Origin of the sequence: Bradyrhizobium guangzhouense, assembly GCF_004114955.1 — a bacterium.
Taxonomy (GTDB): Bacteria; Pseudomonadota; Alphaproteobacteria; order Rhizobiales; family Xanthobacteraceae; genus Bradyrhizobium; species Bradyrhizobium guangzhouense.
Genome location: NZ_CP030053.1, coordinates 1841063 through 1867739 on the forward strand (window position 1 = coordinate 1841063; position 26677 = coordinate 1867739).

24 protein-coding genes are annotated in these 26677 nt (G+C 65.3%); 13 read left to right on the top strand and 11 right to left on the bottom strand.

Annotated elements, in window-relative coordinates:
* Nucleotides 1-49: 49 nt before the first annotated feature.
* Nucleotides 50-703, bottom strand: coding sequence for a Vgb family protein (locus tag XH91_RS08915; RefSeq protein WP_128950242.1), 654 nt, complete (start codon nucleotides 701-703; stop codon nucleotides 50-52).
* 32 nt (nucleotides 704-735) lie between these two features.
* Nucleotides 736-1956: a helix-turn-helix domain-containing protein gene (locus XH91_RS08920; protein ID WP_128950243.1), complete on the bottom strand. Its 1221-nt coding sequence runs from the start codon at nucleotides 1954-1956 to the stop codon at nucleotides 736-738.
* 102 nt (nucleotides 1957-2058) lie between these two features.
* On the opposite strand from XH91_RS08920, the gene XH91_RS08925 reads away from it, so the two are divergent.
* Nucleotides 2059-2841 carry a DUF899 domain-containing protein gene (locus XH91_RS08925; protein ID WP_164933977.1) on the top strand — a complete coding sequence of 261 codons (783 nt, stop codon included), beginning with the start codon at nucleotides 2059-2061 and terminating at the stop codon, nucleotides 2839-2841.
* A complete protein-coding gene (locus XH91_RS08930; RefSeq protein ID WP_128950244.1) occupies nucleotides 2838-3110 on the top strand; it encodes a hypothetical protein in 273 nt (90 codons plus the stop codon). The genes XH91_RS08925 and XH91_RS08930 overlap by 4 nt, the downstream gene beginning before the upstream one ends.
* 105 nt (nucleotides 3111-3215) lie before the next feature.
* Here XH91_RS08930 and XH91_RS08935 read toward each other — a convergent pair whose 3' ends face one another.
* Nucleotides 3216-3920, bottom strand: a complete 705-nt coding sequence (locus XH91_RS08935) for a L,D-transpeptidase (protein ID WP_128950245.1) — start codon at nucleotides 3918-3920, stop codon at nucleotides 3216-3218.
* A 276-nt stretch (nucleotides 3921-4196) separates the two neighbouring features.
* On the opposite strand from XH91_RS08935, the gene XH91_RS08940 reads away from it, so the two are divergent.
* The 3 genes from XH91_RS08940 (at nucleotide 4197) to XH91_RS08950 (ending at nucleotide 6784) form a co-directional block, all read left to right on the top strand.
* Nucleotides 4197-5249: a glycosyltransferase family 4 protein gene (locus XH91_RS08940; RefSeq protein WP_164933978.1), complete on the top strand. Its 1053-nt coding sequence runs from the start codon at nucleotides 4197-4199 to the stop codon at nucleotides 5247-5249.
* A gap of 32 nt (nucleotides 5250-5281) precedes the next feature.
* Nucleotides 5282-5971 carry a class I SAM-dependent methyltransferase gene (locus XH91_RS08945; RefSeq protein ID WP_128950247.1) on the top strand — a complete coding sequence of 230 codons (690 nt, stop codon included), beginning with the start codon at nucleotides 5282-5284 and terminating at the stop codon, nucleotides 5969-5971.
* Nucleotides 5972-6124: 153 nt separating this feature from the next.
* The gene (locus tag XH91_RS08950) at nucleotides 6125-6784 is read left to right on the top strand and encodes a hypothetical protein (RefSeq protein WP_128950248.1); all 660 of its coding nucleotides are present in this window, start codon (nucleotides 6125-6127) and stop codon (nucleotides 6782-6784) included.
* Between the two features lie 221 nt (nucleotides 6785-7005).
* Here XH91_RS08950 and XH91_RS08955 read toward each other — a convergent pair whose 3' ends face one another.
* A complete protein-coding gene (locus tag XH91_RS08955; protein WP_128950249.1) occupies nucleotides 7006-8670 on the bottom strand; it encodes an aminotransferase class III-fold pyridoxal phosphate-dependent enzyme in 1665 nt (554 codons plus the stop codon).
* 35 nt (nucleotides 8671-8705) lie between these two features.
* Here XH91_RS08955 and asd point away from each other — a divergent pair, with 35 nt between their 5' ends.
* Both asd and XH91_RS08965 read left to right on the top strand, forming a co-directional pair.
* On the top strand, nucleotides 8706-9569 hold the full coding sequence (gene asd, locus XH91_RS08960) for an archaetidylserine decarboxylase (RefSeq protein WP_128950250.1): 864 nt from the start codon (nucleotides 8706-8708) through the stop codon (nucleotides 9567-9569).
* A 69-nt stretch (nucleotides 9570-9638) separates the two neighbouring features.
* Entirely contained in the window at nucleotides 9639-10202 is a 564-nt protein-coding gene (locus XH91_RS08965) for an NUDIX hydrolase (RefSeq protein ID WP_128950251.1), read from the top strand.
* A 134-nt stretch (nucleotides 10203-10336) separates the two neighbouring features.
* Here XH91_RS08965 and XH91_RS08970 read toward each other — a convergent pair whose 3' ends face one another.
* Both XH91_RS08970 and XH91_RS08975 read right to left on the bottom strand, forming a co-directional pair.
* A complete protein-coding gene (locus XH91_RS08970; protein ID WP_164933991.1) occupies nucleotides 10337-11806 on the bottom strand; it encodes a FecR family protein in 1470 nt (489 codons plus the stop codon).
* Nucleotides 11807-12064: 258 nt separating this feature from the next.
* Nucleotides 12065-12859 (bottom strand): DUF2147 domain-containing protein, encoded by a 795-nt coding sequence (locus XH91_RS08975; RefSeq protein WP_128950253.1) that lies wholly within the window; start codon nucleotides 12857-12859, stop codon nucleotides 12065-12067.
* Between the two features lie 270 nt (nucleotides 12860-13129).
* Between XH91_RS08975 and XH91_RS08980 the strand changes: the two genes are divergently transcribed.
* Entirely contained in the window at nucleotides 13130-13462 is a 333-nt protein-coding gene (locus XH91_RS08980; protein ID WP_128950254.1) for a hypothetical protein, read from the top strand.
* A gap of 125 nt (nucleotides 13463-13587) precedes the next feature.
* Entirely contained in the window at nucleotides 13588-14790 is a 1203-nt protein-coding gene (locus tag XH91_RS08985) for an extensin-like domain-containing protein (RefSeq protein ID WP_128950255.1), read from the top strand.
* A 19-nt stretch (nucleotides 14791-14809) separates the two neighbouring features.
* Here the strand turns inward: XH91_RS08985 and XH91_RS08990 are convergent, their stop codons facing one another.
* Both XH91_RS08990 and XH91_RS08995 read right to left on the bottom strand, forming a co-directional pair.
* Nucleotides 14810-15148: a DUF6665 family protein gene (locus XH91_RS08990; protein WP_128950256.1), complete on the bottom strand. Its 339-nt coding sequence runs from the start codon at nucleotides 15146-15148 to the stop codon at nucleotides 14810-14812.
* A gap of 55 nt (nucleotides 15149-15203) precedes the next feature.
* Nucleotides 15204-15839 carry a TetR/AcrR family transcriptional regulator gene (locus XH91_RS08995; RefSeq protein WP_128950257.1) on the bottom strand — a complete coding sequence of 212 codons (636 nt, stop codon included), beginning with the start codon at nucleotides 15837-15839 and terminating at the stop codon, nucleotides 15204-15206.
* Nucleotides 15840-16034: 195 nt separating this feature from the next.
* Between XH91_RS08995 and XH91_RS09000 the strand changes: the two genes are divergently transcribed.
* The 4 genes from XH91_RS09000 to XH91_RS09015 all read left to right on the top strand — a co-directional run bounded on the left by XH91_RS09000 (nucleotide 16035) and on the right by XH91_RS09015 (nucleotide 22703).
* Nucleotides 16035-17342: an HlyD family secretion protein gene (locus XH91_RS09000; RefSeq protein ID WP_128950258.1), complete on the top strand. Its 1308-nt coding sequence runs from the start codon at nucleotides 16035-16037 to the stop codon at nucleotides 17340-17342.
* Between the two features lie 27 nt (nucleotides 17343-17369).
* Entirely contained in the window at nucleotides 17370-18956 is a 1587-nt protein-coding gene (locus tag XH91_RS09005) for a DHA2 family efflux MFS transporter permease subunit (RefSeq protein ID WP_128950259.1), read from the top strand.
* Between the two features lie 490 nt (nucleotides 18957-19446).
* Nucleotides 19447-21246 (top strand): ABC transporter ATP-binding protein, encoded by a 1800-nt coding sequence (locus tag XH91_RS09010; RefSeq protein ID WP_164933979.1) that lies wholly within the window; start codon nucleotides 19447-19449, stop codon nucleotides 21244-21246.
* Between the two features lie 53 nt (nucleotides 21247-21299).
* A complete protein-coding gene (locus XH91_RS09015; protein WP_128950261.1) occupies nucleotides 21300-22703 on the top strand; it encodes an MATE family efflux transporter in 1404 nt (467 codons plus the stop codon).
* 158 nt (nucleotides 22704-22861) lie between these two features.
* On the opposite strand, the gene XH91_RS09020 is transcribed toward XH91_RS09015, so the two are convergent.
* From XH91_RS09020 to XH91_RS09030, 3 genes are all read right to left on the bottom strand, one after another.
* Nucleotides 22862-23620 carry an FkbM family methyltransferase gene (locus tag XH91_RS09020; protein WP_128950262.1) on the bottom strand — a complete coding sequence of 253 codons (759 nt, stop codon included), beginning with the start codon at nucleotides 23618-23620 and terminating at the stop codon, nucleotides 22862-22864.
* Nucleotides 23621-23829: 209 nt separating this feature from the next.
* Nucleotides 23830-24573 (bottom strand): sulfite exporter TauE/SafE family protein, encoded by a 744-nt coding sequence (locus XH91_RS09025; RefSeq protein ID WP_128950263.1) that lies wholly within the window; start codon nucleotides 24571-24573, stop codon nucleotides 23830-23832.
* 685 nt (nucleotides 24574-25258) lie between these two features.
* Nucleotides 25259-26635, bottom strand: a complete 1377-nt coding sequence (locus tag XH91_RS09030; RefSeq protein WP_164933980.1) for an aminotransferase-like domain-containing protein — start codon at nucleotides 26633-26635, stop codon at nucleotides 25259-25261.
* Nucleotides 26636-26677 lie beyond the last annotated feature (42 nt).

Here is a 26677-nt window from a genome sequence, read left to right on the forward strand (position 1 = left end):
CGGCCGCGGCGTTGCTCCCTTTGTCGTATCGGCGGCTGGGCTGCCCAGGCTAGCTTGCGCTCTCTTGGGTGCGTCTGGGGCGGCGGACCGCTCTCACACGGCCGCTGTCGCCACCGCCGCAGAACAGCTGGTCGCCGCCGTCGGATTCCAGCCCCGAGACCATCGTCCCGGCGGGCAGGTCGAGCTGCTCGAGCACCTTGCCGGTGTCGGGATCGATCCGCCTGACGTCGCTGTCATCGCCTTCCCAGGTGCCATGCCAGAGCTCACCGTCGACCCAGGTCACGCCCGTGACGAAGCGCTTGCTTTCGATGGTGCGGAGGATCTTTCCCGTTTCAGGGTCGATCTGATGGATCTTGCGCTCGCGATACTGGCCGACCCAGAGCGAGCCTTCGGCCCAGGCCAACCCGGAATCGCCGCCACCGCCCGGTGCGGGAATCGTGCTCACGACCGCGCCGCTTACCGCATCGATCTTCTGGATGCGATCCTCCGCGATCTGGAACAGGTGCCGGCCGTCGAACGCCGTTCCCGCATGTGCGGCGACGTCGATTGAGCGTGAGATCTTGCCGCTATCGGGATCGAGGCCGTTCAACTTGCCGCCCGACGCGAACCAGACATGGCTGCCGTCATAGGTGACGCCGTGCACGGCCTTGATATCGGGGAAAGGGCCGTACTCTCGGATGATCTCGGCGGCTGATCGTTTCATGGTGTGGTCCCTGTGCGGCGATCGAATGAATCTTACGCTTTCAGTAGCGGCGAGGGGAGTAACAAGCCTGTCGGGAAACCCGGGACCGGCGGCGTCATCCAGCGACGCGCCCTGCCGTGGCCGAACGACTGCACCTTGCTCGATCGCGCCAGCTCCTCGAGCGCCCGCTGCACCGTGCGTGCGCTCATTTGAAGCGCGAGCGCGAGCGCAGAGCTCGACCAGGGCTCGCCATCGGCGAGAATGGCAAGGACGGCGGCGTGCTTCTCCTCGACGGGGCGTGCCAGCACGATGACGTCGCGCGTTTTTCGCGGCGCCAGCTCGAAGCCCTGTTTCGTAGCGCTGATCTCGGCCAATGGCTTGAGCTGGGTGCGGAGCCGTCCGATCTCGACACGCAGGCGGGCGCGATGCGACTCGTCGGCGTGCCTTGCCTGGAACGCGCCCGAGATCAGCGCCTCGCGCGCGACATCTTCGGGCCAGGCCTGCGCCAGCAGACGGGCGAGCGCGAACAGAACGGGGCGCGTTCCCAACGGCACGGCGACGCCCTGCCGGCGCACGACATGATGAAAGGTGTCGACGACGAGCGCTGTCGAGGTCGCAAGGCGCTCGACCTCGCCGAGCAGGAGCGGGTGCTCGCTGCCGCGCGCGATCAGCCGGGCGGCCGGCGTATTCAGGATGAGGCTGGCGCTGTCGACCTCGGCCACCAGCGCCGGGATATCGGCCTGTCGCGCCGCGCGGGCCGCGAGGTCAAGCGCTGTGCGCGCCTCCTTTGATTTGAGCCGCCTGATGGCGATGCCGGCGACCACGAGCTCGCGCACGACCAGGGACGCAGGCGGAAGCGGGCAGGCGGCGATCTCGGCCAGCGTCCGCTCGGCTTCGTCCACGCGTCCGAGCAGGAGCAGACGGCGCGCCTCGATATGGCCGGCATGGGCGGCATTGGCGAGATCGCCGTGACTTGCCAGCGTCGCCCGCGCCGCAGCTAACGTCTTCGCCGGCCGGTTCAGGTCGCGCGAGACCAGCGCGATCTCGGCCTCGGCCACCACGCATCGCGCTCGCGCGACCGCCTCTCGCGGCCCGAAGGCGCGGGCGGCGCTGCGCAGCAGCGCCTTGGCCTTGGCGAGATCGCCAAGCTGCGCCATCGCGATGCCGCGCAGCGCCAGCGAGGGCGCATCGTTGCGCAGGGCGACGCGGTTCAGTGCGCCCAAGGGATCGCCGGCCTCGAGCGCGCGGGCGGCGGCCGTGATCAGCGACTCCATGAAAATCCCGCCACACTTGTTACTCCCACTGCACGGCCATCCGGTGCCAGAAATCGCTGACGGCCGACAATGTGCGGTGAGCGAGAGATTTGGAGAACCATCATGACGTCAGCAGACAAAGCAGGGACTAACGGACAGACCGCCATGCTAACACCGCCCGTGGTCTCGCCGCAGGAGTGGGAGGCAGCCCGTCAGGTCCTGCTGGTGAAGGAGAAGGCACATACCCGCGCCCGCGACGCACTCGCCGCCGAACGCCGGCGCATGCCGTGGATGGAAGTGACCAAAACCTACGCATTCGAGGTGCCCTCGGGCAAGGCCAGTCTGCTCGATCTGTTCCAGGGCCGGAAGCAGCTCATCCTCTATCGGGCGTTCTTCGAGCCGGGCGTGTTCGGCTGGCCCGACCATGCCTGCCGCGGCTGCTCCATGGTGGCCGACCAGGTGGCGCATGTGTCGCATTTGAACGCCCGCGACACCACGCTGGTGTTCGCCTCGCGGGCCCCGCAGGCCGATATCATCAGGCTGAAGGCGCGGATGGGCTGGAACATTCCGTGGGTCACCATCACCGACAGCTTCGATGCCGATTTCGGCGTCGACGAATGGCACGGCACCAACGTGTTCTACCGCGACGGCAAGCGGATCTTCCGCACCTATCTGATCAAGAGCCGCGGCGACGAGCAGATGGGCGGCACCTGGAACTATCTCGACATCACCCCGCTCGGCCGCCAGGAGCCCTGGGAGGATTCGCCTCCCGGCTACCCGAAGAGCCCGACCTACAAATGGTGGAACTGGAACGACAGCTACGAGGCGGGTGCGGAGCCCGACAAGAAGTGGGTCGAGATCACGGACGCCGGCGAAATCGCGCTCCGCGCACCGGGCGCGCAATGAGCGAGATCTGCTCAGTCAACGCGGCCGCCGATGGCGGTCGCGACGGCCGGGCGGCCGCATCCCGCCTCGCCCGATGGCTGGGTCTTGCGGCCAGCCCGACCTTCGTGGTCATGGCCGTGCTGACGGCCGTGCTCGGCGGCGGCCCGGCGGACATGCTCTGCTCCGCCGGCCACGGAGGGTCGCTGGGTGGGATGGTGCCGATGTATCTCCTGATGAGCGCGTTTCATTCAGCGGCGTGGCTGCGGCTGATCTCGCCGCGGCGGGGGTGAGTGCACCTCTTGCCCGTCTCGGGAGGACGCACTCACCAGCTCCAAACGAAAACGGCCCCGGCATCGCCGGGGCCGTTCGCATTTCGATCTGTTCCGCACCTCGCGTCAGCGAAGCTCCGCGCGGCGCTCGGTCATCGGCAGCACGATCACCTTGGTGCCGACGTTGACGCGGGAGTAGAGGTCGGAGACGTCGTCATTGGTCAGGCGGATGCAGCCGGAGGAGACGTGCTTGCCGATCGTGTCGGGGGCGTTGGTGCCGTGGATGCGGTAGACGGTGCCGCCCAGATACATGGCGCGGGCCCCCAACGGGTTGCCGGGGCCGCCGGCCATGTGGCGCGGCAGATAAGGCTGGCGCTGGATCATTTCCGGCGGCGGCGTCCAGTCCGGCCACTCCGCCTTCTTGGTCACCGATTGCGTGCCGGACCAGGTGAAGCCGTCGCGGCCGACGCCGATGCCGTAGCGGATGGCCTGGCCATTGCCGAGCACGTAATAGAGATACGTGTTCGGCGTATCGATGATGATGGTGCCCGGCGCTTCGCGCGTCGCATACGAAACGGTCTGGCGCCGGAAGCGGGCCGGCGTCTCGACGGCGTCCTGATCCTCCGATGGTGCGGCCTGATAGGTCGGCGCAGAATAGGGCTGGTAAGGCTCAACCGGCTGCGGCGCAGTCATCATCGGCAGCGGCTGGAAGAACGGGAAGAGCTGCACGGGCGCGGCTTTGGCCGGGCCGGCAAACGCGATCGCGGTCACAGCCACTGCACTGACGGCAACGGCGCGCGAATAGGTCTTGAACGTGTCCAGATTGAACATTGGTCGCCCCTGTTTGCGTGGTGTTTCTTAGGTCCACCCCGGCACCGTTGCGGTGCTCCGTTGCTTAAACGACTAACGGAAACAAGTTTCGGGACGTTTGCGCGGAAAACCGAAAACGGTTTCATCGCGGCAAGGATTGTTTCATGACAGTTTCGTGGCCGTGCAGGTTCGTTAACGAACAAAACACTGCGCCGACACTTCTGTGACGTCACACGCCTGAAATATCCGTGGTTGATGGTCCTCAGCCGAGAATCATCAAACTCTCGGGATTCCCCCATGCGGGTATTAATCGCGACTGACGCCTGGCATCCGCAGGTCAACGGTGTGGTCCGCACCCTGACCTCGCTGGCTGCCGCCGCCAAGGCCCTCGATGTCGAGATCGACTTCCTGACGCCCGACGGATTCAGGTCCTGGCCGCTGCCGACCTATCCGGGCATTCGCATCGCGCTGCCGAGCGCGAAAGAGATCGCGCGGCGGATCGAGAGATGCGCGCCGGAAGCGCTGCACATCGCGACTGAAGGGCCGATCGGCTGGGCCGCGCGGGCCTATTGCCGCCGCAACCACCTCGCCTTCACGACGTCCTACACCACGCGGTTTCCGGAATATGTTTCGGTGCGAACCGGCATCCCCGACGCGGTCGGTTATGCCGTGCTGCGTCACTTCCACGATGCCGCCGCCATGACCATGGTGGCGACGCCGTCGCTGCGGCAGGAGCTCGCAGGCCGTGGCTTCAAGCGGCTCGGCTTCTGGGGGCGCGGCGTCAACACCGAGCTGTTCCATCCCGATTCTCCGGCCGCGCTCGATCTGCCGCGACCGATCTTCATGACCATGGGCCGCGTTGCGGTGGAGAAGAATCTCGAGTCGTTCCTCTCGCTCGATCTGCCCGGCACCAAGGTCGTCGTCGGCGACGGCCCGCAGAAGGCCGCGCTGGAGAAGAAATATCCTGACGTGGTCTTCCTCGGCGAGAAGAAGGGCGCGGATCTCACCGCCCATCTCGCCGCCGCCGACGTCTTCGTGTTCCCGAGCCTGACCGATACGTTCGGCGTGGTGCAGCTCGAGGCGCTCGCCTGCGGCACGCCGGTTGCGGCGTTTCCGGTGACGGGACCGAAGGACGTCATCGCCGATCATCCGGTCGGCGCGATCGACCAGGATCTGCGCGCCGCGTGCCTGCGCGCGCTCACCATGTCGCGCGAGACCTGCCGCCACTTCGCGCTGGAGCGCTCCTGGGAGAACAGCGCGCGTCAGTTCGTCGGAAACCTCACGTCACTTCAGCCCAGCCGCGCCTTGCGCGCTTCGCCTCGCATGGCGCAGCGGCCGGTGCGCGGTTGATCATACTTTGACCCACAGCGAGAACCTCATCGATGGCTAAGATCATGAACCTTGACGGCACCCAGCAGCTCGACCTCACCCGTGGCTCGGTCGAGCAGGCCTATGATCGCTGGGCGCCCGTTTACGATCTCGTGTTCGGCGGTGTGTTTGCCAAGGGCCGCCAGGCCGCGATCGCGGCGACCAACAAGATCGGTGGCCGCGTGCTCGAAGTCGGCGTCGGCACCGGCATCTCGCTGCCGCTCTATGCCCCGAACCTGCGCATCTTCGGCACCGACATTTCGGACGCGATGCTCGACAAGGCCCGCCGCCGCGTCAGCGAGGGCAACCTCAAGAACGTCGAGGGCCTCGCGGTGATGGACGCCGAGAAGCTCGAATTCCCCGACAATTCCTTCGACGTCGTGATGGCGCAGTATGTCGTCACCGCCGTGCCGAATCCGGAGAAGGCGCTCGACGAATTCGCCCGCGTGCTGCGTCCGGGCGGCGAGCTGATCATCCTCACCCGCGTCAGCGCCGACACCGGCATGCGCCGTTTCATCGAGCAGAAGCTGCAGCCGGTGGTGCGTCCGCTCGGCTTCCGTACCGCCGAGTTCGCCTGGTCGCGTTATGCCAAATGGCTCGCCGGCGCCAAGGGCATGGAGCTCGCCGAGCGCCGCCTGATTCCGCCGCTCGGTCATTTCTCGCTGGTGCGCTTCCGCAAGGTCGACATCGCCAAGGCGGCCTGAGAGGGCCGGGAAGAGCGGCGGCTCGTTCCGTCGCTCACGCGTTCGCATGCGTCACCGCGTCGCTGCACATCGTCACATGACAAAATGATGATGTCACACGCCGTACATCGAATCTCTGTAAATCCTGAACCCGAAAGCATTTTGGGGGAGAGCATGATCAAGAACTACCTCGAGCAGCTGCGGATCCAGCGCTGGGACGACCATCGCTACTATCACCACAGCCGCATCAATCAGAGCCTGCACTTCCTCAGCGCGCTGAGCTTCCTGTTTGCTTATGTCTGGCTGTTCGTCGATCCCATGATCTCGGCGCTGGTCGGCTGGCTGGTCTCGATGACCTCGCGCCAGGCGGGTCATTTCTTCTTCGAGCCGCACACCTACGACCACATCAACCAGGCGACGCACGAGTACAAGGAAGAGATCAAGGTCGGCTACAACCTTCAGCGCAAGGTGGTGCTGATGGCGATCTGGGCGCTGTCGCCGCTGGTGCTGTTCGCCGATCCGACGCTGTTCGGCCTGTTCACGCCCTGGGCGAATGCGACCGACTTCGTGCGGCAGGTTGCCAAGATCTGGCTGGCGGTCGGCGGCGGCGGTCTCCTGTTCCGCACCGTGCACCTGTTCTTCATCCGCGACGTCGAGACCGGCCTCGTCTGGATGACCAAGATCCTGACCGATCCGTTCCATGACCTGATGCTCTATCGTAGCGCGCCGCTCGCCCTGATGCGCGGCGAGCTGATGGATCCCGGCCTGCACCTCAACCCCGAGCACACGCTGGGCCTCATCTCCGAGCCCGTGCTCGAAGAGCAGCACGCCTGAGCGCGCTGGTCTCACACGACACTCCGATGTTTGATGGTTACGTCATGCCCGGCCTTGCGCCGGGCATCCACGTCTTGGGGGCTCTCTGCGAGTCGGCTTGGCGCCGCGGCGAGGGCTCTATCGATCCGTCATTGCGAGGAGCGCAGCGACGAAGCAATCCAGAGTCCCTCCGCAGAAGGATTCTGGATTGCTTCGCTTCGCTCGCAATGACGGAGAAGACCTCAGCGCCCAAAGCGCTTGGCCAGCATCTCCTTCAAAATCTGCCGCTTGATGTCCTTGTTGGTGAGCGCGCCGTCGTGCCACCAGAAGCCATCGGCCTTCATCTTCTCGGCGGCGCGGACGAAGCGGTCGGCGACTTCACTGAAGTCGGCGTCGGTGTAGTTGAGGCTGAAAATCAGCCGGCCGGTGCCGACCCAGCTCAGCGCCAGGCCCTCGGCGCGCAGGTAGTATTGCAGCATCCAATTGTAGCGCGACGGGGTGTTGTATTTCACCGTCCAGATCGACGAGAAGTTGGCGAACTGCACCGGCAGCTTGGCATCGCTCATCATCTTGTTGAGCTTTTGGACGCGGCCGTTCCAGGTCGCATCCAGGCCGTCATAGATCGCGCGGAAGTTCGGGCTGGCGAGCCGGCTCAGGAACTCGTCCATCGCCGTCATGACGTAAGGGTGCGAGTTGAAGGTGCCGCGGGCGAAGCAGATGTCGGCGGGGCGATCGTCGCGGAAGCGGCGCATCAATTCGCGTTTGCCGCAGACCACGCCGACCGGCAGGCCGCCGGCGAGGCTCTTGCCGTAGGTCACCATGTCGGCCTTGACGCCGAAATATTCCTGGGCGCCGCCCGCGGCGAGACGGAAGCCGACGAAGACCTCGTCGAAGATCAACACGATGCCGCGCTGGTCGCAGATCTCGCGCAGCTTCCTGAGCCATTCGGTATAGGCGGTGCGATCGAAATTGCCGCCGCGCGAGGAATCGACCAGCGAGGAATCGCCGGGCGCGTTGGCGTTCGGATGCAGGCCCTGCAGCGGATTGACCAGCACGCAGGCGATGTCCTTGCGCGTCTTCAGCACATGCAGGGTCTTCTCCGACATTTCGGAGAGCGTGTAGGTCTCGTGCGCAGGGATCGGATTGCCGACGCCGGGCTGCACGTCGCCCCACCAGCCGTGATAGGCGCCGGCGAAACGAACCAGGTGCGTGCGCCTGGTGTGGTAGCGCGCAAGGCGCACCGCCTGCATCACGGCTTCCGTGCCGGACATGTGGAACGAGACCTCGTCGAGGCCCGAGATCTGGCAGAGCCGCTGCACGTTCTCGAGGATGACGGGATGGTAGGGACCGAGCACCGGGCCGAGCGCATGCGCCCGCTTCTCGGAACCCTCGATGCATTCCTTGTAGAAATCGTTGCCGAAGATGTTGACGCCGTAGGACCCCGTGAGGTCGTAGGAGGTGTTGCCGTCGACATCGGTGACGGTGACGCCGCTGGACGATTCCATGAAGGTCGACGTGCCCAGGTGCTCGCGGACGAGGCGCGAGAACTGGAACGGCACGCGGTAGCTTTCGGTGAAGTTGAGGTCCGAAATAGTCTCCGCCGCCTCCTTCGTCATGGCGCGGCCCTTGGGGTAGCGATCCGCGTAGAGGCGCGCGAGGCGGAAGAAGGCGTCCTTGCGCTGTGTCACCACGTTTGCGGGCGCGCCGTCGCAGCCGAAATACTTGTCACCTTCGAACTCGTAGAACGGCAGCAGCTTTGCCACGCGGCGCGACATCTTGGAGTGCCCGGCGAGCGAGCGATGCTTGGCGCGGGACAATTCGACCCGCGCCTTGATCTTCGGAAGGACGGCGGCAGCAGACGCTGCGGCGGCCACGGACATCGAGAGAATCGGGAGTGTCGTTTCCATGACAACAAGCGCTAATACCGTGAGCTGACAGATTCATGACAGTCAAAGCCCTCATCGCCTCTTTCACCCAGCAGGAAGATCTCAACTTCCTGCTGACCAACCGCATTCCCCGCGCGGCGTTGACGCGCTTCATGGGCTGGTTCTCCAAGATCAGGAATCCGCTGGTGCGGGATTTTTCGATCGCGCTGTGGAAGCTGTTCTCCGACCTCGATCTGTCGGAGGCGCGCAAGACCCATTTCACCAGCCTGCACGACTGCTTCACCCGCGAGCTGAAGCCGGGCCTGCGTCCCTTCGATCCGGATCCTTCCGTCGTCGCCAGCCCCTCCGACGGCATCGTCGGCGCTCATGGCCGGATCGCCGACACCGAGCTGTTCCAGGTCAAAGGCGCGCCCTATTCGCTGCTCGACCTGCTTGGCGATCCCGCGCTGGTCGAGCAGCACCGCAACGGCAGCTTCGTCACGCTACGGCTGACTTCGAGCATGTATCACCGTTTCCACGCGCCGTATGACGCGCATATCGAGCGCGTGACGCTGATCCATGGCGACGTCTGGAACGTCAACCCGATCGCCTTGAAACGGGTCGAGCGGCTGTTCTGCAAGAACGAGCGCGCGGTGATCCGCACGCATTTGTCGACGGGCGAGGCGGTGACCCTGGTGCCCGTGGCGGCGATCCTGGTTGCCAGCATCCGCTTGCACTTCCTCGACATGGTGCTCAACGCCCAGACCAGGGGACCGGTCAATTTCCCCTGCGATGTCGTCGTCACCAAGGGCCAGGAGCTCGGCTGGTTCGAGCACGGCTCGACCATCATCATCCTCGCGCCCGGAGACTTTTCATTCTGCGACGGTATCGCGGAAGGGACGCGGATCCGCGCGGGTCAGGCCTTGCTGCGGCGGACCTAGTCTTCATTCCGCCGCGTCGGGCGCTTATATCGTTCGCGGGGACGAATGGTCGGCACGGCAGGATTGGTGATGGCGCGGGCGCCGGTGATGGCGGCGGGTGGGATTGTGCTGCGGCGTGGCGCGCCGCCGCTGGTTGCCATCGTGCGCCAGCGCAAGCGCAATGAATGGGTGCTGCCCAAGGGCAAGCTCGACGACGGCGAGACGCCGAAACAGGCCGCGCATCGCGAGGTGCTGGAGGAGACCGGCCACGAGGTCGCCATCCAGGAGTTCTTGGGCACGCTGGTCTATCAGTCCGGCGGCCGCTCCAAGGTCGTGCATTTCTGGCGGATGGAGGCCGAGGGCGGCCAGGTCCGGGAGTTGATGAACGACATCAAGGCGGTCGATTGGTTGCCGCTGGACGACGCGCTCGCGCGCCTGTCGCGCGAATATGAGCGCGCCTTCCTCACCCAGGTCGGCCCGATCGCGATCGCCGCGGCGGGGCTTGCTTCGCCGCTCGAGCCGGAGCCGACGCTGGCCACCGGCGAGATCGATGCCGCCTTGCAGACGCTGACACCGGTCGAGGCCGCCTCCGTCGACGAACTGCGGCATGGCCTGTTGCAGAAGGTGCGAGCGTGGTTGCGCGGCGAGGCGTGAGGTTTCTGCTCGGCTCTCTCCACGCCGTCATTGCGAGGAGCTCTTGCGACGAAGCAATCCAGAATCTCTCCGCGGAGGGACTCTGGATTGCTTCGCTGCGCTCGCAATGACGGGAGGGAGCGGAGTCTTCCAACCTACCGCTTCTTCTTTTCCTTCGGCGGCGGAGCCAGCGCGGGTCTGCGTGGCGCGGTGGGGCGTTGTGCGCCAGGTAGGCGCTGTTGGAAGCCGGGCTGGCGCGGTGCGGCGCCTTGTTGCGGCTGGACTGTCGGCAGCGTGCCGGGCTGCAACCCGGTGCGCGGCGGCTGCGGTTGCGGCGTCGCGCCCGGCTGAGGCGTGACCGCTCCCGGCCGCTGCGGAGATTGTCCGCCACGCGGTGGCTGCGTCGGCGGCGCGCCGCTCGGCTGCGTGCCTTGTCCGGTGCGCGGCTGGGCGGTTGGCTGAGCCGTGCCTTGCTGGCGGGGTTGTTGCTGACCTTGGCCCGCGCGCGGCGCACCCGGCTGTGTCGCTCCGCCTTGTCCTTGTCCTTGCCCTTGCCGCTGTGGCTTCTGCGTGCCCGGTTGCGTGCCCTGACGGTTCGGCGCTCCCGGCTGCTGCTGTTGACCCGGACGGTTGTTCTGGCCGGGTTGACCAGGCTGGCCATTCGGCCGCTGCTGTTGCTGGGTCGGCGCCGGATTCGGCCGCAATTGCTGCTGCTGCGGCGGCAGGGCCGGTCGCGGAATGCGACTGACTGCAGTCGGATTGGCGCGACGGAAGTCGCGTTGCTCGGTAACGATCTGCCGTCCCGCGGTCTGTGCGGCGTGGACCTGGCTGACGAAGCCGCGGTCGCGCGCGATCTGCTGCGGCGGAATCGTGATCGGCACCGCGGCGAAGCGCATGCCGCCCGGGCCGGCCGCGCCCGGCCGAATCGCAAAGCCGCTCGAGGCTTGCGTCAGCGCGCCGAGCCGCGTGCCGCTGGCGCGGTCGTTGACGTCGATATGGCCGACCCGGCCGTCGGCGTCGGGATAGAGTTTGATGTTGACGTTGTTCGCCGTGTTTGCGGTCGCGTTCTCGGGCACGTCGACGACACCGGTGGTGCCGCGGATGCCGAGCGTTGCGGTCGGCGTTGCGATCTTCATGTCGCCGGTCTTGGCCACCGCGGCCGCGACGAAGGCGACCGTGCCCTTGCCGATGTCGAAAATGGCCGAATTCTGCTTGCCGCCGTCCTCATAGACGTAGTTGTCGATGGTGATCTTGGCGCTGGCCGAGAGATTGAACGTGGTGGCGTCGTTGAAGGTGATGCCGAGCGAGGAGTTCGAGGATGTCTGCACGATATCGTTGAGATAGATGTCGTCGCGCACCTTCAGCGGATAGGAGTTCTTGTCGCGGATCACGGTCGCGATTCCCGTCACGGTCGCGACGTTGCCGATGGGCTCGACCGTGGCGGACTGCGCATCCGCCGCGGGCGCTGGCGAAGCCGCTGGCGTCGGCGAAGGAGCGGGCGAGGGTTGTGCCTGCGGCTGCGCTTGCGCAAGCTCGATCGCGTCGGACGCACATGCATTGTCCGCGCCAGCCAGCGGCAGCGCCAGCAGCGGCAAAGCAAACATGACGCGGCGCCAAGCCACCATCAAAGCCACATTGAGGTCCCGGTGAGAACGCGAGGCGAGATCGGTCGATTTCAGCCTGAGGTGGCTGAATGGCGGATGAACATCTGTTGCATGGAAACGGTGAACGTTCAAACGCCACGTCCCCAAGACAGGGACGTGGCGCCGCCTTCTTGCTCGTCATTCCGGGGCGCGACGAAGTCGCGAGCCCGGAATCCCGAAATTGTGGCACGAGATCCCGGGTTCGATGCTGCGCATCGCCCCGGGATGACACCTTCGGTGTCAGCTCACACGCTTCCAGGTCTGGCCGCCGCAGAACAGGCCGCCGAAGGCGCAGCCTTGCACGCGCATCGCGTTCGGGCCCCTCATGGCGATCGTCGAGTCGTAATTGCGACCGGAGTCGGGATCGTGGATGCGGCCGCTCCACTTGGCGCCGTCGGGCTTCATGTTGATCAGAATGCGCTCATTGGTCTTCTCGGCATAGCCGCAGAGATTGGTGCCGCATTGTTCGACGCGGACGTTGCCCTTGTTCTCTTCGGTGGCCCACACGCCGACCGGCGTGTTCGCGGCCTGCACCGGCGCAACGGGAGCCGGGGCCGGCGGTGGCGTGTAAGCGGGCGCGGCGGCAACCGGCGCAGGCGCGACGACCGGAGCGGGAGCTGCAACAGACACGGGCTGCGTGGTCGCGTCGACGGACGGAGCGGCGGCAACGACCGGGGCAGGGGCGGCGGGGGCAACTGCGGGGGTATTCGCCTGCACCGGCGCTGGCGCGACGGGCTGTTGCTGCACCGGTGCTGGTGCGGGCTGCGCAGTCGTCGCGCTCGGCGTGCTGTCGCCGTCGTCCTTCGAGCCAAGATCTTTGGAGCCAAGGCCGTTGAGGTTGATGTTGTTCAGCTTGATCGGCTTGTTCGAGAGGCCGGGCGCCACGATGGTGACGCAATCGAGCGAGGCGCAATTGCGCGGCGTTTCGATGCGGATGTTCTGGCCTTCGATCCGGAACGAGATCGAATTGCCGGCATGCGCGACGGCGGTCGAGGCGAGGAAGAGTGCCGCGGCGGCGATGGTGAGCTTGTTCATGACAACCTCCGAAATGGCGTGGTCCCGAAAAGGCTTGAGTCCCGAGATGGATTGAAGTCGCCTCGGGGCCCGATGTGGTTCGACCCTATGCCTGACAGCTTCGGTCTTCTGTGACGGACCTCACAGCCGCTGCCTGCGTGAGCCAACGCACATTCGGTTGCGCCTGTGCACGTCGCCCGCCCCCTGTCCAATTTGTAATTCCCTCGCACCGAACCCGCGTTCGGCTTGCATGCGACCGATGGCCGACGACGCCTGCAAAGGAGATTGCCCATGAAACGTCTCGCCCTCATCGCTGCGCTGCTGATCGGCAGCGCAATCTCGGCGCACGCCGACACCGATATCTGGACCAATATGCTGAAACAGAAGCGCGGCGACGACGCGCTCAACATCGACAGCTCGTTCTGCGATGCCGAGCTCGGCGCACCACAGAACGGCACGCCGACATCACCGGCGTACAAGCGCTGCATGCGCGCGCGTGGATGGCGCTTCAGCCACACCGTGCGCGAGAAGGACGATCGTTATCCCGACCCCGACAATCCCGGCATGATGTGCCGCAGCTTCAAGATCGGCGGCATCACCGGATCGGACTGCTCGAACTTCTGATGCGCCTCGCGATGCCTCCCGGCCGTTCATCGCAGCCGGCTGCGCCTCGCGCGGCCGGTATGGTTAAGGAATATTGAAATCAACACGTTGAAGAGTCTTTAAGTAAATTCACCGAACGTGCGCGCATGACGCGCGGAGTTCGTTTGTATCTCGTCGGCTCCATCGTCCTTGTTTCGCTCGCGGGTTGCGGACGCGGCTTTTTCCAGGCCGAACGTGAACCGTGGCGAGCCGAGGCCGAAGCGGCGTGCCTGAAATCGGGCGCCGTGAAAGAGAGTGCAGACATCGTCCGGATCGATCCGATCTCCGGGCCTGGCATGTGCGGTGCCGAGTTCCCGCTGAAGGTTGCCGCCATCGGTGAGCCTTCGAGCAGTTACGGTTTCGCCGATGAAGAGCTGCGCCCGCCCGGCAATGTCGGAAACCAGCCGCGCTGGCCGGTGTCCCAGCCGCAACAGAACTATCCGGCTTCCAACTATCCGCAGCGCTCGAACTATCCCGAAAGCGCGGTGCGCCAGCCCGCCGGCTATGGCGCGTCTTCAGGACCGGTGTCGCTCAGCGCGCCTGGCGTCGCGCCGCAGGAAGACGAGATCGACCTGCCGCCCGAGGGCACCGATGCTGCGGGTGCCGCGCGCTACATGAATGCGCCGAGCTATCCGGCGCGGCCGCCCGGGCCTGCGCCTTACTCGCAGGCGCCGGCGCAGCAGCCATTGCCGCGTCTTGGTCCCGCGCAGGGCAATCCCGTCAGCGCCGTCGGTCCCGTCGTGGTGAAGCCGACCGCAACGCTCGCCTGTCCGATCGTGTCGGAGCTCGACCGCTGGTTTGCCGACACCGTGCAGCCGTCGGCGATGCGCTGGTTCGGCGCCCGCGTGGTCGAGATCAAGCAGATCTCCGCCTATTCCTGCCGCGGCATGAACGGCAACCCGCACGCCCACATCTCCGAGCACGCCTTCGGCAACGCGCTCGATGTCGCCGCGTTCACGCTCGCCGACGGACGCCGCATCACGGTGAAGGACGGCTGGCACGGCATGCCGGAAGAGCAGGGCTTCTTGCGCGACGTCCAGTCGGGCGCGTGCGCGCATTTCACCACGGTGCTGGCGCCGGGTTCCAACGTCTATCACTACGATCACATCCACGTCGATTTGATGCGCCGTGCCAGCCGTCGCCTGATCTGCCAGCCGGCCGCGGTTTCCGGCGAAGAAGTCGCCGCACGCGCGGCCGGCCGCAGTCCTTACGCGAACAACCGCGATCCCTACGTGACCGGCTCGCTTGGCGGCCGCAAGAGCGGCAAGCACGAGAAGATCAACGAGGAAGACGAGTTCGCGGACGAGTAGCGGATACGAGACGCCGGCATCATTTCGAAGCCGGCTTCGATGGCGGCGCCAGTCCCATGCAGCGCTGCACTTCGGCGGGGACGTTGTAGGTCCGCATGATATGCCTGTTGTCGCGCAGCCCCGTGGCCTCTCGTTGGACAACGAACATCCAGAGCGCCTGGCCGGCCTCCATCACCAACTGGCGCCTCGCCGGCTGCATCGCGGCCGGCGGCTCCGAGAAGCCATGGGCAGCGTCGAATTCGCGCAGTCGCGCGAGCGCCTGTTCGAGCGTGCGGCCCATTCGTCCAAGCGCCGAGGCCTGTTCCTGGACGATTTCATAATGGAGGATATCGACCGGCGGGCGAAGGTCACGGGACATGGCGCTCAATATAATGCGGCGCGGACCGCAGGCGCAACGCGCGGCCGGCTTCCGCTCACTTCGCCTTGTACGAGGCCAGGAACATCCGCGTCGCACTGTTAATCACTTCCGTCATGCGCTCTTCCGAGGGCGGTGGCGCGGCCTGAAAGACGAAGGGCAGGAAGAGCGAGGCCTTGCACAGTTCCATGAACTGCGAGGCGGCAAGGTCGCAATCGTCGATGGCGAGATCGCCGGAGGCGACATGGGCCTTCAGATATTCGGACAGCCGGTTGATGGTTTTCTCCAGCACCCGCAGATAATAGCGGCGGCCGACGTCCGGCATGCGCTCGGCAATCGCCATCACGGTGCGAATCGCCGATCCGCCGCCGGGCCGGCAGAGCAGATGCAGATAGGCCTGGCCGAAATCCTTCAGCGTGGTCTCGGCGTCGCGCGCAGGGTCGAAATTGAACACGACCTGGCCGTGAAACAGCGCTTCCTCCTCGAGGATGGCTTCGAACAGCGCGCTCTTGTCGGCGAAGTAGACGTAGAGCGTCCCCTTGGAGACGCCGGCCGCGCGCGCGATCTCGCCCATGCTGGCGCCGTCAAAACCCAGATCCATGAACACCTTACGGGCTCCGGCCAGGATCTGGCGGCGCTTTGAGCTGTCCTCGTCCGGGAGAGCGTGCAGATGTTCGCGGTTTGCTGCAACCATTGGTTTAGGGTCCCGAAAGGTTTTGGCCCGGTCGTCCGGTGATGAAACCCAAATAAAGGATTCGGGCCAGTAGGGTCTTGCCGGGAATATTAAGTATATTGACCGAACCGTTCGGTCAATGATATTTGGGTGGGCGATCGGGATCGCGGCCGTGCGACGGCAGCCCCGTATCGCGTTTTTATTGGGGAGGCCGTTATGGCCATATCGAGAGACCAGGCTGCGCGCGTCCTTCGCCAGGAAGCGGTGGAGACGAACGCGGCGAACGGCGAAGCTGCGACCGGGACATCGGCCGCACTCGCCGAGCAGCTGCGCTCTCATGTGGTCGAAGAAGCCAAGCGCCGGACCAGCGAGGCGCCGGAGAAACCTGTCGCCGATCAGCCGGCTCCCACCGCACCCGCCGCTGCCGCGCCGAAGCCTAAAAAGCGCAAATTCGTCATGATGGGCGTCGGCATCGTGCTGGCGCTCGCAGCGGCGAGCTATGCCGGTTACTACACGCTGGTCGGCCGCTTCTACATCTCGACCGACGACGCCTATGTCCGCGCCAACAACACCATGCTGGGCGCGCGCGTGGCCGGTCATATCTCCTCGATCCTCGCCGGTGACAATAAGCTGGTGCATGCCGGCGACATCGTCATGCGTATCGACGACGGGGACTACAAGATCGCGGTCGATGCCGCCTCGACCCGGATCGCGACCCAGCAGGCCACCATCGACCGCATCGGCCGTCAGATCGCGGCGCTCGACAGCCAGGTCGCGCAGGCCAACGCGCAGCTGGTCTCCGCGGAAGCGGGCCTCAAGCGCGCCGATCTCGACTATGAGCGCCAGCAGGCGCTGAGCAGCAAGGGCTTTGCCTCGCGCGCAACCTTCGAGACCTCGGAAGCCGGCCGCGACCAGGGCGCCGCCGCGGTCAAGGCCGCGCAGGCCGCCTACGACGTTGCCGTGAGCAATGTCGATGTCGCCAAGGCCCAGCAGGCCGAAGCCCAGGCCCAGCTCGCCGAGCTCAAGACCACGCTCGCCAAGGCCGAGCGCGATCTCAGCTTTGCCGCGGTGCGGGCGCCGGTCGATGGCATCTTCTCCAACCGTCTCGTCAACCTCGGCGACTTCGTTGCCGTCGGCCAGCGCCTCGGCAATGTCGTGCCGCTCGATGAGGTCTATATCGACGCGAACTTCAAGGAGACGCAGCTCAAGCGTATTCGTCCCGGCCAGCCGGTGACGATCAAGGTCGACGCCTACGGCATGCGCAAGTTCTCCGGCGTCGTCGACAGCATCGCGGCGGGCGCGGGCTCGGTGTTCACGCTGCTGCCGCCCGACAACGCCACCGGCAACTTCACCAAGATCGTGCAGCGCGTCCCGGTCCGCATCCGCGTGCCGAAGGCGGTCGCCAGGCAGAACCTGCTTCGCGCCGGCATGTCGGTCTACGCCACCGTCGACACCAACAAGGGCGCCGCCGACGCCGACAGCGAGATCGATCTCGACGATCCCACCATGATCCATCCGCAGTAGGCCGGGACGACGGCGGAATTTGACTCCATGGCGAACGCCACGACTGCTTCACCTGCCATGATGGCCGATCCCGCTTCGGAGCGCATCGCGCCGAAGCGGCTGTTCGCCTTCATCATCATGGTGTTCGGGATGTTCATGTCGATCCTGGACATCCAGATCGTCTCGGCCTCCTTGAGCGAAATCCAGGCCGGCCTGTCGGCGAGCTCCAGCGAGGTCTCCTGGGTCCAGACCGCCTATCTGATCGCCGAAGTGATCGCGATCCCGCTGTCGGGATTCCTGTCGCGCGCCTTCGGCACGCGGCTGTTGTTCGCGATCTCGGCGGCCGGCTTCACGATTTCGAGCCTGCTTTGCGGCTTCGCCACCACCATCGAGGAGATGATCCTCTGGCGCGCGCTCCAGGGCTTCCTCGGCGCCGGCATGATCCCGACGGTGTTCGCCTCCGCCTACACCGTGTTCCCGCGGTCGAAATTCCACATCGTCGGTCCCATCATCGGGCTCGTCGCGACGCTGGCGCCCACCATCGGGCCGACGGTCGGTGGCTACATCACCGACCTGATGTCCTGGAACTGGCTGTTCTTCATCAACGTCGTGCCGGGCATCGGCATCACCCTCGGCGTCTGGGCGCTGGTCGATTTCGACGAGCCGCATTTCGAATTGCTCGACCGCTTCGACTGGTGGGGCCTGCTGTTCATGGCCGGTTTCCTCGGCACGCTGGAATATGTGCTGGAGGAGGGCCCGCAATATGAATGGCTGCAGGACACGTCGGTGGCGATCTGCGCTGCGATCTGCGCCGTCTCGGCGGTCGCCTTCTTCGTGCGGGTCTTCACGGCAGCCGAGCCCATCGTCAATCTGCGCACCTTCACCAACCGCAATTTCGCCGTCGGCTCCACGCTGCAATTCTGCATCGGCATCGGTCTCTACGGCCTGACCTACATCTATCCGCGCTATCTCGCCGAGGTGCGCGGCTACAGCGCGCTGATGATCGGCGAGACCATGTTCGTGTCTGGAATCACCATGTTCCTGGTCGCGCCGCTGGTCGGCCGGCTGATGGCGAGCCTGGACATGCGCTACATGGTCGCGTTCGGCCTGATCGTGTTCGCGCTGGGCTCCTACCAGATGACCTGGATCACGCGCGACTACGATTTCTACGAGCTGCTGATTCCGCAGATCCTGCGCGGCGTCGGCATGATGTTCGCGATGGTGCCGACCAACAACATCGCGCTCGGTACGCTGCCGCCCGATCGGGTGAAGAACGCCTCGGGCCTGTTCAACCTGATGCGCAATCTCGGTGGCGCGGTCGGGCTCGCCGTCATCAACACCGTGCTCAACGATCGCACCGATCTGCACATCACGCGTCTTCAGGAGCGCATCACCTGGGGCAATGCGACCGCGACCGAAACCCTGACCATGCTCCAGCAGAAGTTCCAGGGGCTCGGCGACTCCGCGCTGATGGCGATGAAGCAGCTCACCCAGATCGTGCACCGTCAGGCCGTGGTGATGAGCTTTGCCGACGCGTTCTTCATTCTGACGCTGTTCTACCTGAGCCTCAGCGTGCTGGTCACGCTGCTGAAAAGGCCGGCCTCGCCGTTCGGCAGCGGCGGCGACGCACACTGACGCCACGCACTCGGTGTCGTCGCCCGGCTTGACCGGGCGACCCAGTATTCCAGAGACGTGCATTGCAGAGCTCGCTCTTGCAACTTCCGCCGCGGCGTACTGGATGCCCCGGTCAGGCCGGGGCACGACAGCGGAGCTTGAGGCTGCACTGCCCTTCGCGCCAAAATGCAACACTCGTGCGTGATCTCGCGCAGGCCCCGTTGCAAATCGCAAATCACACATCTATAAAGCGCACCTCATTTCAATCGAACCGGGGAGAGATTTGCATGATTTCGTCGCATTCGCAGATCGTTCGCCCGCGCTCGATGTTCTGGCTCGGGTCCTGCTCGGCCGCCTAGAGGCCGCTTCCGCCAGCTTCGATCGGATTTTTTACCCCGATCGCTCCGCTTCCCAACTGCAAGCCAATTCCCAGTGACGCTGCTTCGGCCCTCGCGGCCGGCCTGTGTCCATCGATGGAGCCGGCCCGCGCCAACAGCGGCCGGATGATGCCATGACCGCCTTGTCGAAAAAGCCCGCGGCTATCCGCGTGGTTCTGCCCTTCGTGTTCCGGCACTGGCTGAAGCAGCCGGGGCGGGCGCTTGCCATCACCGTCGGCCTGTTAGGTGCGACCGTCGCCGATCTGTTCATGCCGGTATTCTCGGGACATCTGGTCGACGCGCTGACGCGCGGGCCATCCGATCCCGATGCGCGCCACGCCGCGCTGGTGGCGCTTGGCGGCATCGTCGTGCTGGGCGCCGCGTCGATGGTGTTGCGCCTGGGCGGACTCCAGGTGATCGTGCCGTTCACGCTGAAGATCATGTCTGACGTCGCGCAGGATGCCTTCCTGCGCGTGCAGCGCTTCTCGACCGACTGGCACGCCAACTCCTTCGCCGGCTCGACCGTGCGCAAGGTCACGCGCGGCATGTGGGCGCTCGACCTCCTCAACGACACCATCCTGCTGGCGCTGCTGCCGTCGCTCGTGGTGCTGATCGGATCGATGATCCTGCTCGGCGTGCACTGGGCCTCGCTCGGTGCGGTGATCGCGCTCGGCGCGGCCGCCTATGTCACGATGACGGTGCTGTTCTCGACGCGCTACATCGCGCCGGCCGCCCGGGTCTCCAATGCCTGGGACACCAAGGTCGGCGGTACGCTGGCGGACGCGCTGACCTGCAATGCGGTGGTGAAATCGTTCGGCGCGGAAATGCGCGAGGATGCGCGGCTTGCCCGCGTCATCAAGCGCTGGCGCACGCGCGTGCGTCGCACCTGGTTCCGCTACAACTACACCGCCATGTCACAGCTCTCGCTGCTGCTGTGCCTGCGAGCGTCCGTGATCGGCGGCTCGGTGCTGCTGTGGATGTCGGGTCGCGCCTCGCCCGGCGACGTCACCTATGTGCTGACGAGCTACTACGTGATCCACGCCTATTTGCGGGATGTCGGCATGCACATCAACAACCTGCAGCGCTCGGTCAACGACATGGAGGAGCTGGTCGCGATCCATGACGAGCCGATCGGCATTGCGGATGCCGACGGCGCGCTGCCGATCGCGATCGAGGGCGGCGAGATCGTGTTCGACGACGTCACGTTCCACTATGGCGGCCATCGCGCGCCGCTCTACGACGGATTGTCGCTCAAGATCCGCGCGGGCGAACGTGTCGGCCTCGTCGGCCGCTCCGGCTCCGGCAAGACGACGTTCGTCAAGCTGGTGCAGCGGCTCTACGACGTCACCGGCGGTCGTGTCCTGATCGACGGGCAGGATATCGCGCTGGCCACGCAGCAATCGCTGCGCAGCCAGATCGCGATCGTGCAGCAGGAGCCGATCCTGTTTCACCGTACGCTTGCCGAGAACATCGCCTATGGCCGGCCCGGCGCCAGCCTGGAGGCGATCGAGCAGGCGGCCCGGCTGGCCAACGCGCACGATTTCATCCTGCGCCTGCCGAAGGGTTACGGCACGCTGGTCGGCGAACGCGGCGTCAAACTGTCGGGCGGCGAGCGGCAGCGCGTGGCGCTGGCGCGCGCATTCCTCGCGGATGCGCCGGTGCTGATCCTGGACGAGGCGACCTCGAGCCTCGATTCGGAATCGGAGGCGCTGATCCAGCAGGCAATGGAGCGGCTGATGAAAGGCCGCACCTCGATCGTGATCGCGCACCGGCTGTCGACGGTGAAGAGCCTCGATCGGATCCTGGTGTTCGACCGCGGCGAGATCGTCGAGCAGGGCACCCATGCCATGCTCGCGGGCAAGCCGGGCGGGATCTATCGCAGCCTGTTCGAGCGCCAGGTGGTGGAGCTCGGGCATATCGCAGCAGCGGAATGACGCGCGGCGGCAGGCGACAAGCCTTGCCGTCACGTCGTCGAGGATGGAATGAGATGAAGGACCTGACGCGCGGCTCCATCGTGAGCCACATCCTGAGCATGGCGCCACCGATCGTGGTCGGCATGATCACGATCATGATCTGCCAACTCGTCGACCTGTACTTCGTGTCCGGGCTCGGCGATGCCGCCGTTGCAGGCGTCGCCGCGGCCGGCAACGCCGGCTTCCTCGTCAACGCGCTGATGCAGATGCTCGGTGTCGGCACGGTGGCGCTGATCGCGCATGCAGTAGGCCGCAAGGATCGCGACGACGCCAATGTGGTCTTCAACCAGTCGGTCGTGCTGTCGGTGCTGTCAGGGTTGCTGACGCTGCTCGGCGGCCTGGCGCTGGCGCGCCCCTATATGCGCGCGATCTCGGTCGACGCGGCCACGATCGAGGCCGGCGCCACCTATTTCTACTGGTTCATGCCGGCCTTGGCGCTGCAATTCATCACCCAGGTGATGGGAGCGGCGCTGCGGGCCACCGGCATCGTGCGGCCGAGCATGCTGGTGCAGGTGCTCGCCGTGCTCCTCAACATCGCGCTGGCGCCGGTCCTGATCACCGGTTGGGGCACTGGACACGCGTTCGGAGTCGCAGGGGCGGGGCTCGCGAGCTCGATCGCCGTGTTCATCGGCGTGCTGATGCTGTTCGCCTATTTCCACAGGCTGGAGCGCTACGTCGCCTTCCATCCGGAGCAATGGCGTCCGCAGCTGCGGGAATGGAAACGGATCCTCAATGTCGGCCTGCCCGCGGGCGGCGAGTTCGTGATGATCTTCATCTTCATGGCCGCGATCTATTACGTGCTGCGCGATCTCGGCCCGGCGGCCCAGGCGGGATTTGGCATCGGCACGCGCGTCATCGGCTTGATCCAGATGCCGGCGCTTGCCGTCGCCCTCGCGGCCGGGCCGATTGCCGGCCAGAATTTCGGCGCGGGCAACGGCGAACGCGTGCGGGAGACCTTCGCCAAGGCGGCGTTGATTGCGACGGCCGTGATGATCGTGCTCACCGTCTTCGTACAGCTCGCACCCGGATTGTTGCTCGCGGGCTTCTCGAATGACCCGGAGACGATGAGGGTCGCGTTGCTGTTTCTGAAGATGATCTCGCTGAACATGGTGGCGCAGGGATTGATCTTCGTCTGCTCCAGCATGTTCCAGGGCCTCGGCAACACCAAGCCGGTGCTGTGGAGCTCGGCGACGCGCGTCCTCACTTATTCGCTGCCGGCCATCTGGCTCTCGACGCGGCCGGGCTTTCGCATCGAGTACGTCTGGTACATATCGAACGCGGCGACGACGCTCCAGGCCGTCCAGAGCCTGTGGCTGCTGCGCCGCGAGTTCAGGAAGCGGCTGGTGACACCGAAGGAGACAGCTGCAGGGCCGGCGAGTCCGAAGCCCACCGCGCCCTTGGCACGCGAGCCCGCGTAGCGACGGCTTGTTTCATCCCCGCGGCTCCGACCAATTTGCCGGGTTGCGAGGATGGGGCTGTCGAAGGAACGCATGGACGGAGTGGCAGACGAGGGGCGGCCGACGACCTGGCTCTCGGCGATCTGGGCGGCGCGCGACCAAGGACGCGGCGCCACGCGCTACGCTGCCCGCGGCTTTCGGAAGATGAAGTTGTTGCAATAATCTTTGCGCTTCCAGAACCATTCGCCGTCTTGTCGCTGATGGATGGCTGCGTCGAACTGCGAGATCGGAAGCAGTCGATGTCGGCACACGAAATGTCCCTCGTAGCCGAGGCTCTCGAGAAAGGCGAAGACGTCCCCAACATGGCCGTGCAGCAGATGGCGGTTCTCGCATTCGAAAACCAGGAGCGGACCATCGCTGCGCAGAATCCGCGTCGAGCCCCTCAGCACGGCGAGCTCCGCGCCCTCGACGTCGATCTTGAGCAGCGCGACCCGTTCCTTCGCCGGGAAGTAATCGTCCAGTGCGATAGCCGGGACCGACAGCACTGCGAAGCTGTCGGCCTTCCCCTGATCGTAGCAGACCGATGCACCCGGCCCATGACCCTCCGGTATGTACAAATCCTGCGCGCCGGAATGGGAATAGACCGCCTTGGCTTCAACAGTCACATTCGCAAGTCCGAACAGATCGCAGAGACGCGAGAGGTTGCGTGCCAATTCCGGTTGCGGTTCGAAGGCGACGACACGGCCGTCGCGGACCCAACGCGACAGCCAGTAGATGAAGTTGCCTTTGTTCGCCCCGATATCGCAGGCGATGTCGCCTGGTCTCAGATGCCTTCGAATGACGGCCAGCTCGGCTCGCTCGTCGCGCAGCCGCGCCTTTAGCGCGCGTACCAGAAATCTGGCGCCGGCATCCGCGGACTTGGCGCGGAAAATCGACATAGGACGATATTTCCATTTTCCCGGCGAGGGTCGGCCGACCTCGCAGAATGCAATTTGTTCGAATGGCTTTGCTGGCGCCTGAAGCGCCCACGACAATTTCGCTGACGACGGATCGTCACTATCAAGTAGTCAGCAACCGTAACCCGGAAACCAGCGTGCCGTAAACGGCGTTGCGCTCTTGCCGGGGACGTTCGCGTCTATCCCGCGTCCTAGAACGCGCTGACGCTGTTCCAGACCAGGGTCGCGCCGGACAGGAACAACAGGCCGAGTACGACGTCGCCGAAATGCTTATCGCTGAGGGCGTGATAGACGCGCGCCCCCAGCCATGCGCCGATCAGCGTGCCCGGGAATGCGACCATCGCGAGCCAGACCACCTTGAATGCGACCAGGCCCGAGACGGTCTGCAGCACCAGCGCGGTCGCAAGCACCGTGAAATTGAACAGCTGGAAGATGCCCCGCCGTTCGTGCTTGTTCCAGCCGCGGATGTTGGCCCACAGGATCGGCAGCGGCCCCGATAGTCCGGCGAGCCCGCCCAGAATGCCGCCGGCAAAGCCGACCACGCCGTCGGCGATGCGACCGCCGAAGGTGACGGCGAACTGCTTTTTGTTGAAGTAGAGCGCGCTCGAGAAGATCAGCAACAGAACGCCGACGCTCAGCTTGAACACCTTTGGATCGGCGGAGGCGACCAGCGTGGTCCCGATCGGCACGCCGATCAATCCGCCGATCAGGAACGGCCACACCAGCGAGAGGTCAAAGCTCTTCCACATCGACGGCAGCGTCGAAGTCTGCGCGATCACCGAGCAGATCAGCACCAAGGGCACCGCGAGCGAGGGCGGCAGCACGTAGAGCCAGATGCCGAGCGCCATCAGTGCCGTGCCGAACCCGGCCAGCCCCGAAACAAAGCCGCCCGCCAGTGCGCCAAACAGCAGCAGCGCAATCGTGAACGTTTCCACGCCTGAGTTCCTTGTCGCGATCTCGTGATCAGCGCACCGGGCATAGCACAGTGGCGGGCGTAGCGGTCAATGCATGCTTGCATGCACCGCGACCTGCGACCGTCGGGCATTTTCGAACGACACGACCAGATAGTGCGCATAGGATTCTGTTCGAGCGGCTTGATGAGCGTAGCCCTGCTGATCCGCAGTCTCAGGTTGGACAATGGAGGACAACCTTAGGTGTGCTGTGCCCGTGATGCCACCGATGTGACTAATCGTGAACCCGCTCCTTGTTGGAACGGCGCGACCTGATTCGTATCTTAGCGGGGCGGCTGTCAATTGGAGAAAAAGCGATGCGTATGATCCTGGCTTCGAGCCTTTTGATCGCCCTGGCGGGCTCTGCGAACGCGGCTACGGTGCACCATGCGCACCGGCACCATGTCGTTCGTCCTTATCAGGGCGCCTCAGACCCTGCCTCGGCATTTGGCTACGCGCCTTCAGGCCCGGCGATGTACCCCCGCGCAGCACCGTATGGTGAAGACATTGGACCGTATCCGGGATCTTCCCAGGGCTACGCGCCCGGTGAACGCGAGCAATTTATCGATAGTGTGAGACAAGGCGGCTAGGTCGCCAAAGCATAGCGGATGATCTTGCGAGCTGCGATCGCCGGGATGCAAACGGCGGTCTCAGCGTTTGATAGCGTGCATCAGACGATCTGCCTGGCATCAGCGGGCCTCTGCAGCGCGCCGATCAGAATCCGGAGTGCTTGCGTGAGCTCCGCGCGATTGCGAGCGGCGCCGAGCGACAGCCGCGCAGCATTCGGCGGGTTGCCATCGGCCACAAAAGAGTCGCTGGCCACGACGGCGAGCCCGTCGCGCAACAGCTGCGCGGTGACATCGCGGCGGCCAAGTCCCTCCGGCAGCCGTAACCAAAGATGATGCGCGGCAGGCTTGGCCTGGAACTGAAAACCCTTCAGCGCGCGCTGTGCCAATTGCTGGCGGCCGACGGCTTCGTCGCGGATCGCGGTGATGATGCGGTCGGCGATGCCGCTCTCCAGCCAGTGCGTCACCAGCGCGACCATCAACGGCGCCGGCATCTGCACTGTGGCCTGGAGATGATTGCGCATCTGAAGCTGCGCGCCGCCGTCGGGCGCCAGCAGATAGGCGACGCGCAGTGCCGGCGCGATGCATTTTGACAGTGTGGTCGCGAGATATGTCCGCTCCGGGATCAGGTTGGCGACCGGCGAGACCGAGCGATCGAGCAACCCGTAGGCGTCGTCCTCGATCAGCACAGTCTCGGCATCGCGGATGATTTTTGCGATCGCACTGCGCCGTTCGGAGGAGAGCGTCGCCGTGGTCGGATTGTGCAGCGTCGGAATGAGATAGACGGCCTTCGGCTTGTAGCTGCGGCAGGCCTTTGCCAGCGCATCGGGCAAGATGCCGCCGTCATCCATGGCGACACCGATGAGCTTGACGCCGAGCTGCGCTGCGGCTGCCTTGATGCCGGGGAAGGTGAGGGCTTCCGTCAGCACGATGTCGCCCGGTCGGGCAAGGTGCGCGAGCAGGTTGAACAGGATGGTCTGTGCGCCGGGATAGATCACGAGCCTGTCGGCCTGCGCATGGGGAACGCGCGCACGCATCCAGCGCGCGGCGACCTCGCGCTCATGTGCGCTGCCGCCCGGCGGCTGATAGTTCAGAAATGCGGTCAGACCCGATTGGGCGCGAAGGACCTCGAGGCCGGCGATGATGCGCTCGTCGAGCTGCGCTTCCAGCGGATGCGGCGGGACGTTCATGGAGAGATCGATCGCGACCGGATGCGGCAGGTCGACCGTGCGGCGTGCGCTGGTCTCGGACACGAACGATCCCTGGCCGACCCGGGCCTCCATGATGCCCCGGCGCCGCGCCTCGGTGTAGGCGCGCGTCACCGTTGTGAGGTCGATGCCCAGCGCTTTTGCGAGCGCGCGCTGCGTCGGCAATTGCTGTCCCCGCACCAGCCGGCCGGCGGCGATGTCCGCTTCCATGGCCTCGACGATGCGCTGGTAGCGCGGGCCCGATAGCTCCGAAATTGTAGGGGTCCAATCCATGCAAGTTTGGTCCATATTCTTTGAATGTATGGATGCAAGAGA

Coding starts and splice junctions, on each gene's coding strand:
- XH91_RS08915 (WP_128950242.1), bottom strand. CDS start 703: ATGAAACGATCAGCCGCCGAGATCATCCGAGAGTACGGCCCTTTCCCC.
- XH91_RS08945 (WP_128950247.1), top strand. CDS start 5,282: ATGGCTAAGATCATGAACCTTGACGGCACCCAGCAGCTCGACCTCACC.
- XH91_RS08925 (WP_164933977.1), top strand. CDS start 2,059: ATGACGTCAGCAGACAAAGCAGGGACTAACGGACAGACCGCCATGCTA.
- XH91_RS08965 (WP_128950251.1), top strand. CDS start 9,639: ATGGCGCGGGCGCCGGTGATGGCGGCGGGTGGGATTGTGCTGCGGCGT.
- XH91_RS08980 (WP_128950254.1), top strand. CDS start 13,130: ATGAAACGTCTCGCCCTCATCGCTGCGCTGCTGATCGGCAGCGCAATC.
- XH91_RS08990 (WP_128950256.1), bottom strand. CDS start 15,148: ATGTCCCGTGACCTTCGCCCGCCGGTCGATATCCTCCATTATGAAATC.
- XH91_RS08940 (WP_164933978.1), top strand. CDS start 4,197: ATGCGGGTATTAATCGCGACTGACGCCTGGCATCCGCAGGTCAACGGT.
- asd (WP_128950250.1), top strand. CDS start 8,706: ATGACAGTCAAAGCCCTCATCGCCTCTTTCACCCAGCAGGAAGATCTC.
- XH91_RS08975 (WP_128950253.1), bottom strand. CDS start 12,859: ATGAACAAGCTCACCATCGCCGCCGCGGCACTCTTCCTCGCCTCGACC.
- XH91_RS08970 (WP_164933991.1), bottom strand. CDS start 11,806: ATGGTGGCTTGGCGCCGCGTCATGTTTGCTTTGCCGCTGCTGGCGCTG.
- XH91_RS09005 (WP_128950259.1), top strand. CDS start 17,370: ATGGCGAACGCCACGACTGCTTCACCTGCCATGATGGCCGATCCCGCT.
- XH91_RS08920 (WP_128950243.1), bottom strand. CDS start 1,956: ATGGAGTCGCTGATCACGGCCGCCGCCCGCGCGCTCGAGGCCGGCGAT.
- XH91_RS08950 (WP_128950248.1), top strand. CDS start 6,125: ATGATCAAGAACTACCTCGAGCAGCTGCGGATCCAGCGCTGGGACGAC.
- XH91_RS09010 (WP_164933979.1), top strand. CDS start 19,447: ATGACCGCCTTGTCGAAAAAGCCCGCGGCTATCCGCGTGGTTCTGCCC.
- XH91_RS08955 (WP_128950249.1), bottom strand. CDS start 8,670: ATGGAAACGACACTCCCGATTCTCTCGATGTCCGTGGCCGCCGCAGCG.
- XH91_RS08995 (WP_128950257.1), bottom strand. CDS start 15,839: ATGGTTGCAGCAAACCGCGAACATCTGCACGCTCTCCCGGACGAGGAC.
- XH91_RS09015 (WP_128950261.1), top strand. CDS start 21,300: ATGAAGGACCTGACGCGCGGCTCCATCGTGAGCCACATCCTGAGCATG.
- XH91_RS09020 (WP_128950262.1), bottom strand. CDS start 23,620: ATGTCGATTTTCCGCGCCAAGTCCGCGGATGCCGGCGCCAGATTTCTG.
- XH91_RS08935 (WP_128950245.1), bottom strand. CDS start 3,920: ATGTTCAATCTGGACACGTTCAAGACCTATTCGCGCGCCGTTGCCGTC.
- XH91_RS08930 (WP_128950244.1), top strand. CDS start 2,838: ATGAGCGAGATCTGCTCAGTCAACGCGGCCGCCGATGGCGGTCGCGAC.
- XH91_RS08985 (WP_128950255.1), top strand. CDS start 13,588: ATGACGCGCGGAGTTCGTTTGTATCTCGTCGGCTCCATCGTCCTTGTT.
- XH91_RS09000 (WP_128950258.1), top strand. CDS start 16,035: ATGGCCATATCGAGAGACCAGGCTGCGCGCGTCCTTCGCCAGGAAGCG.
- XH91_RS09030 (WP_164933980.1), bottom strand. CDS start 26,635: ATGGATTGGACCCCTACAATTTCGGAGCTATCGGGCCCGCGCTACCAG.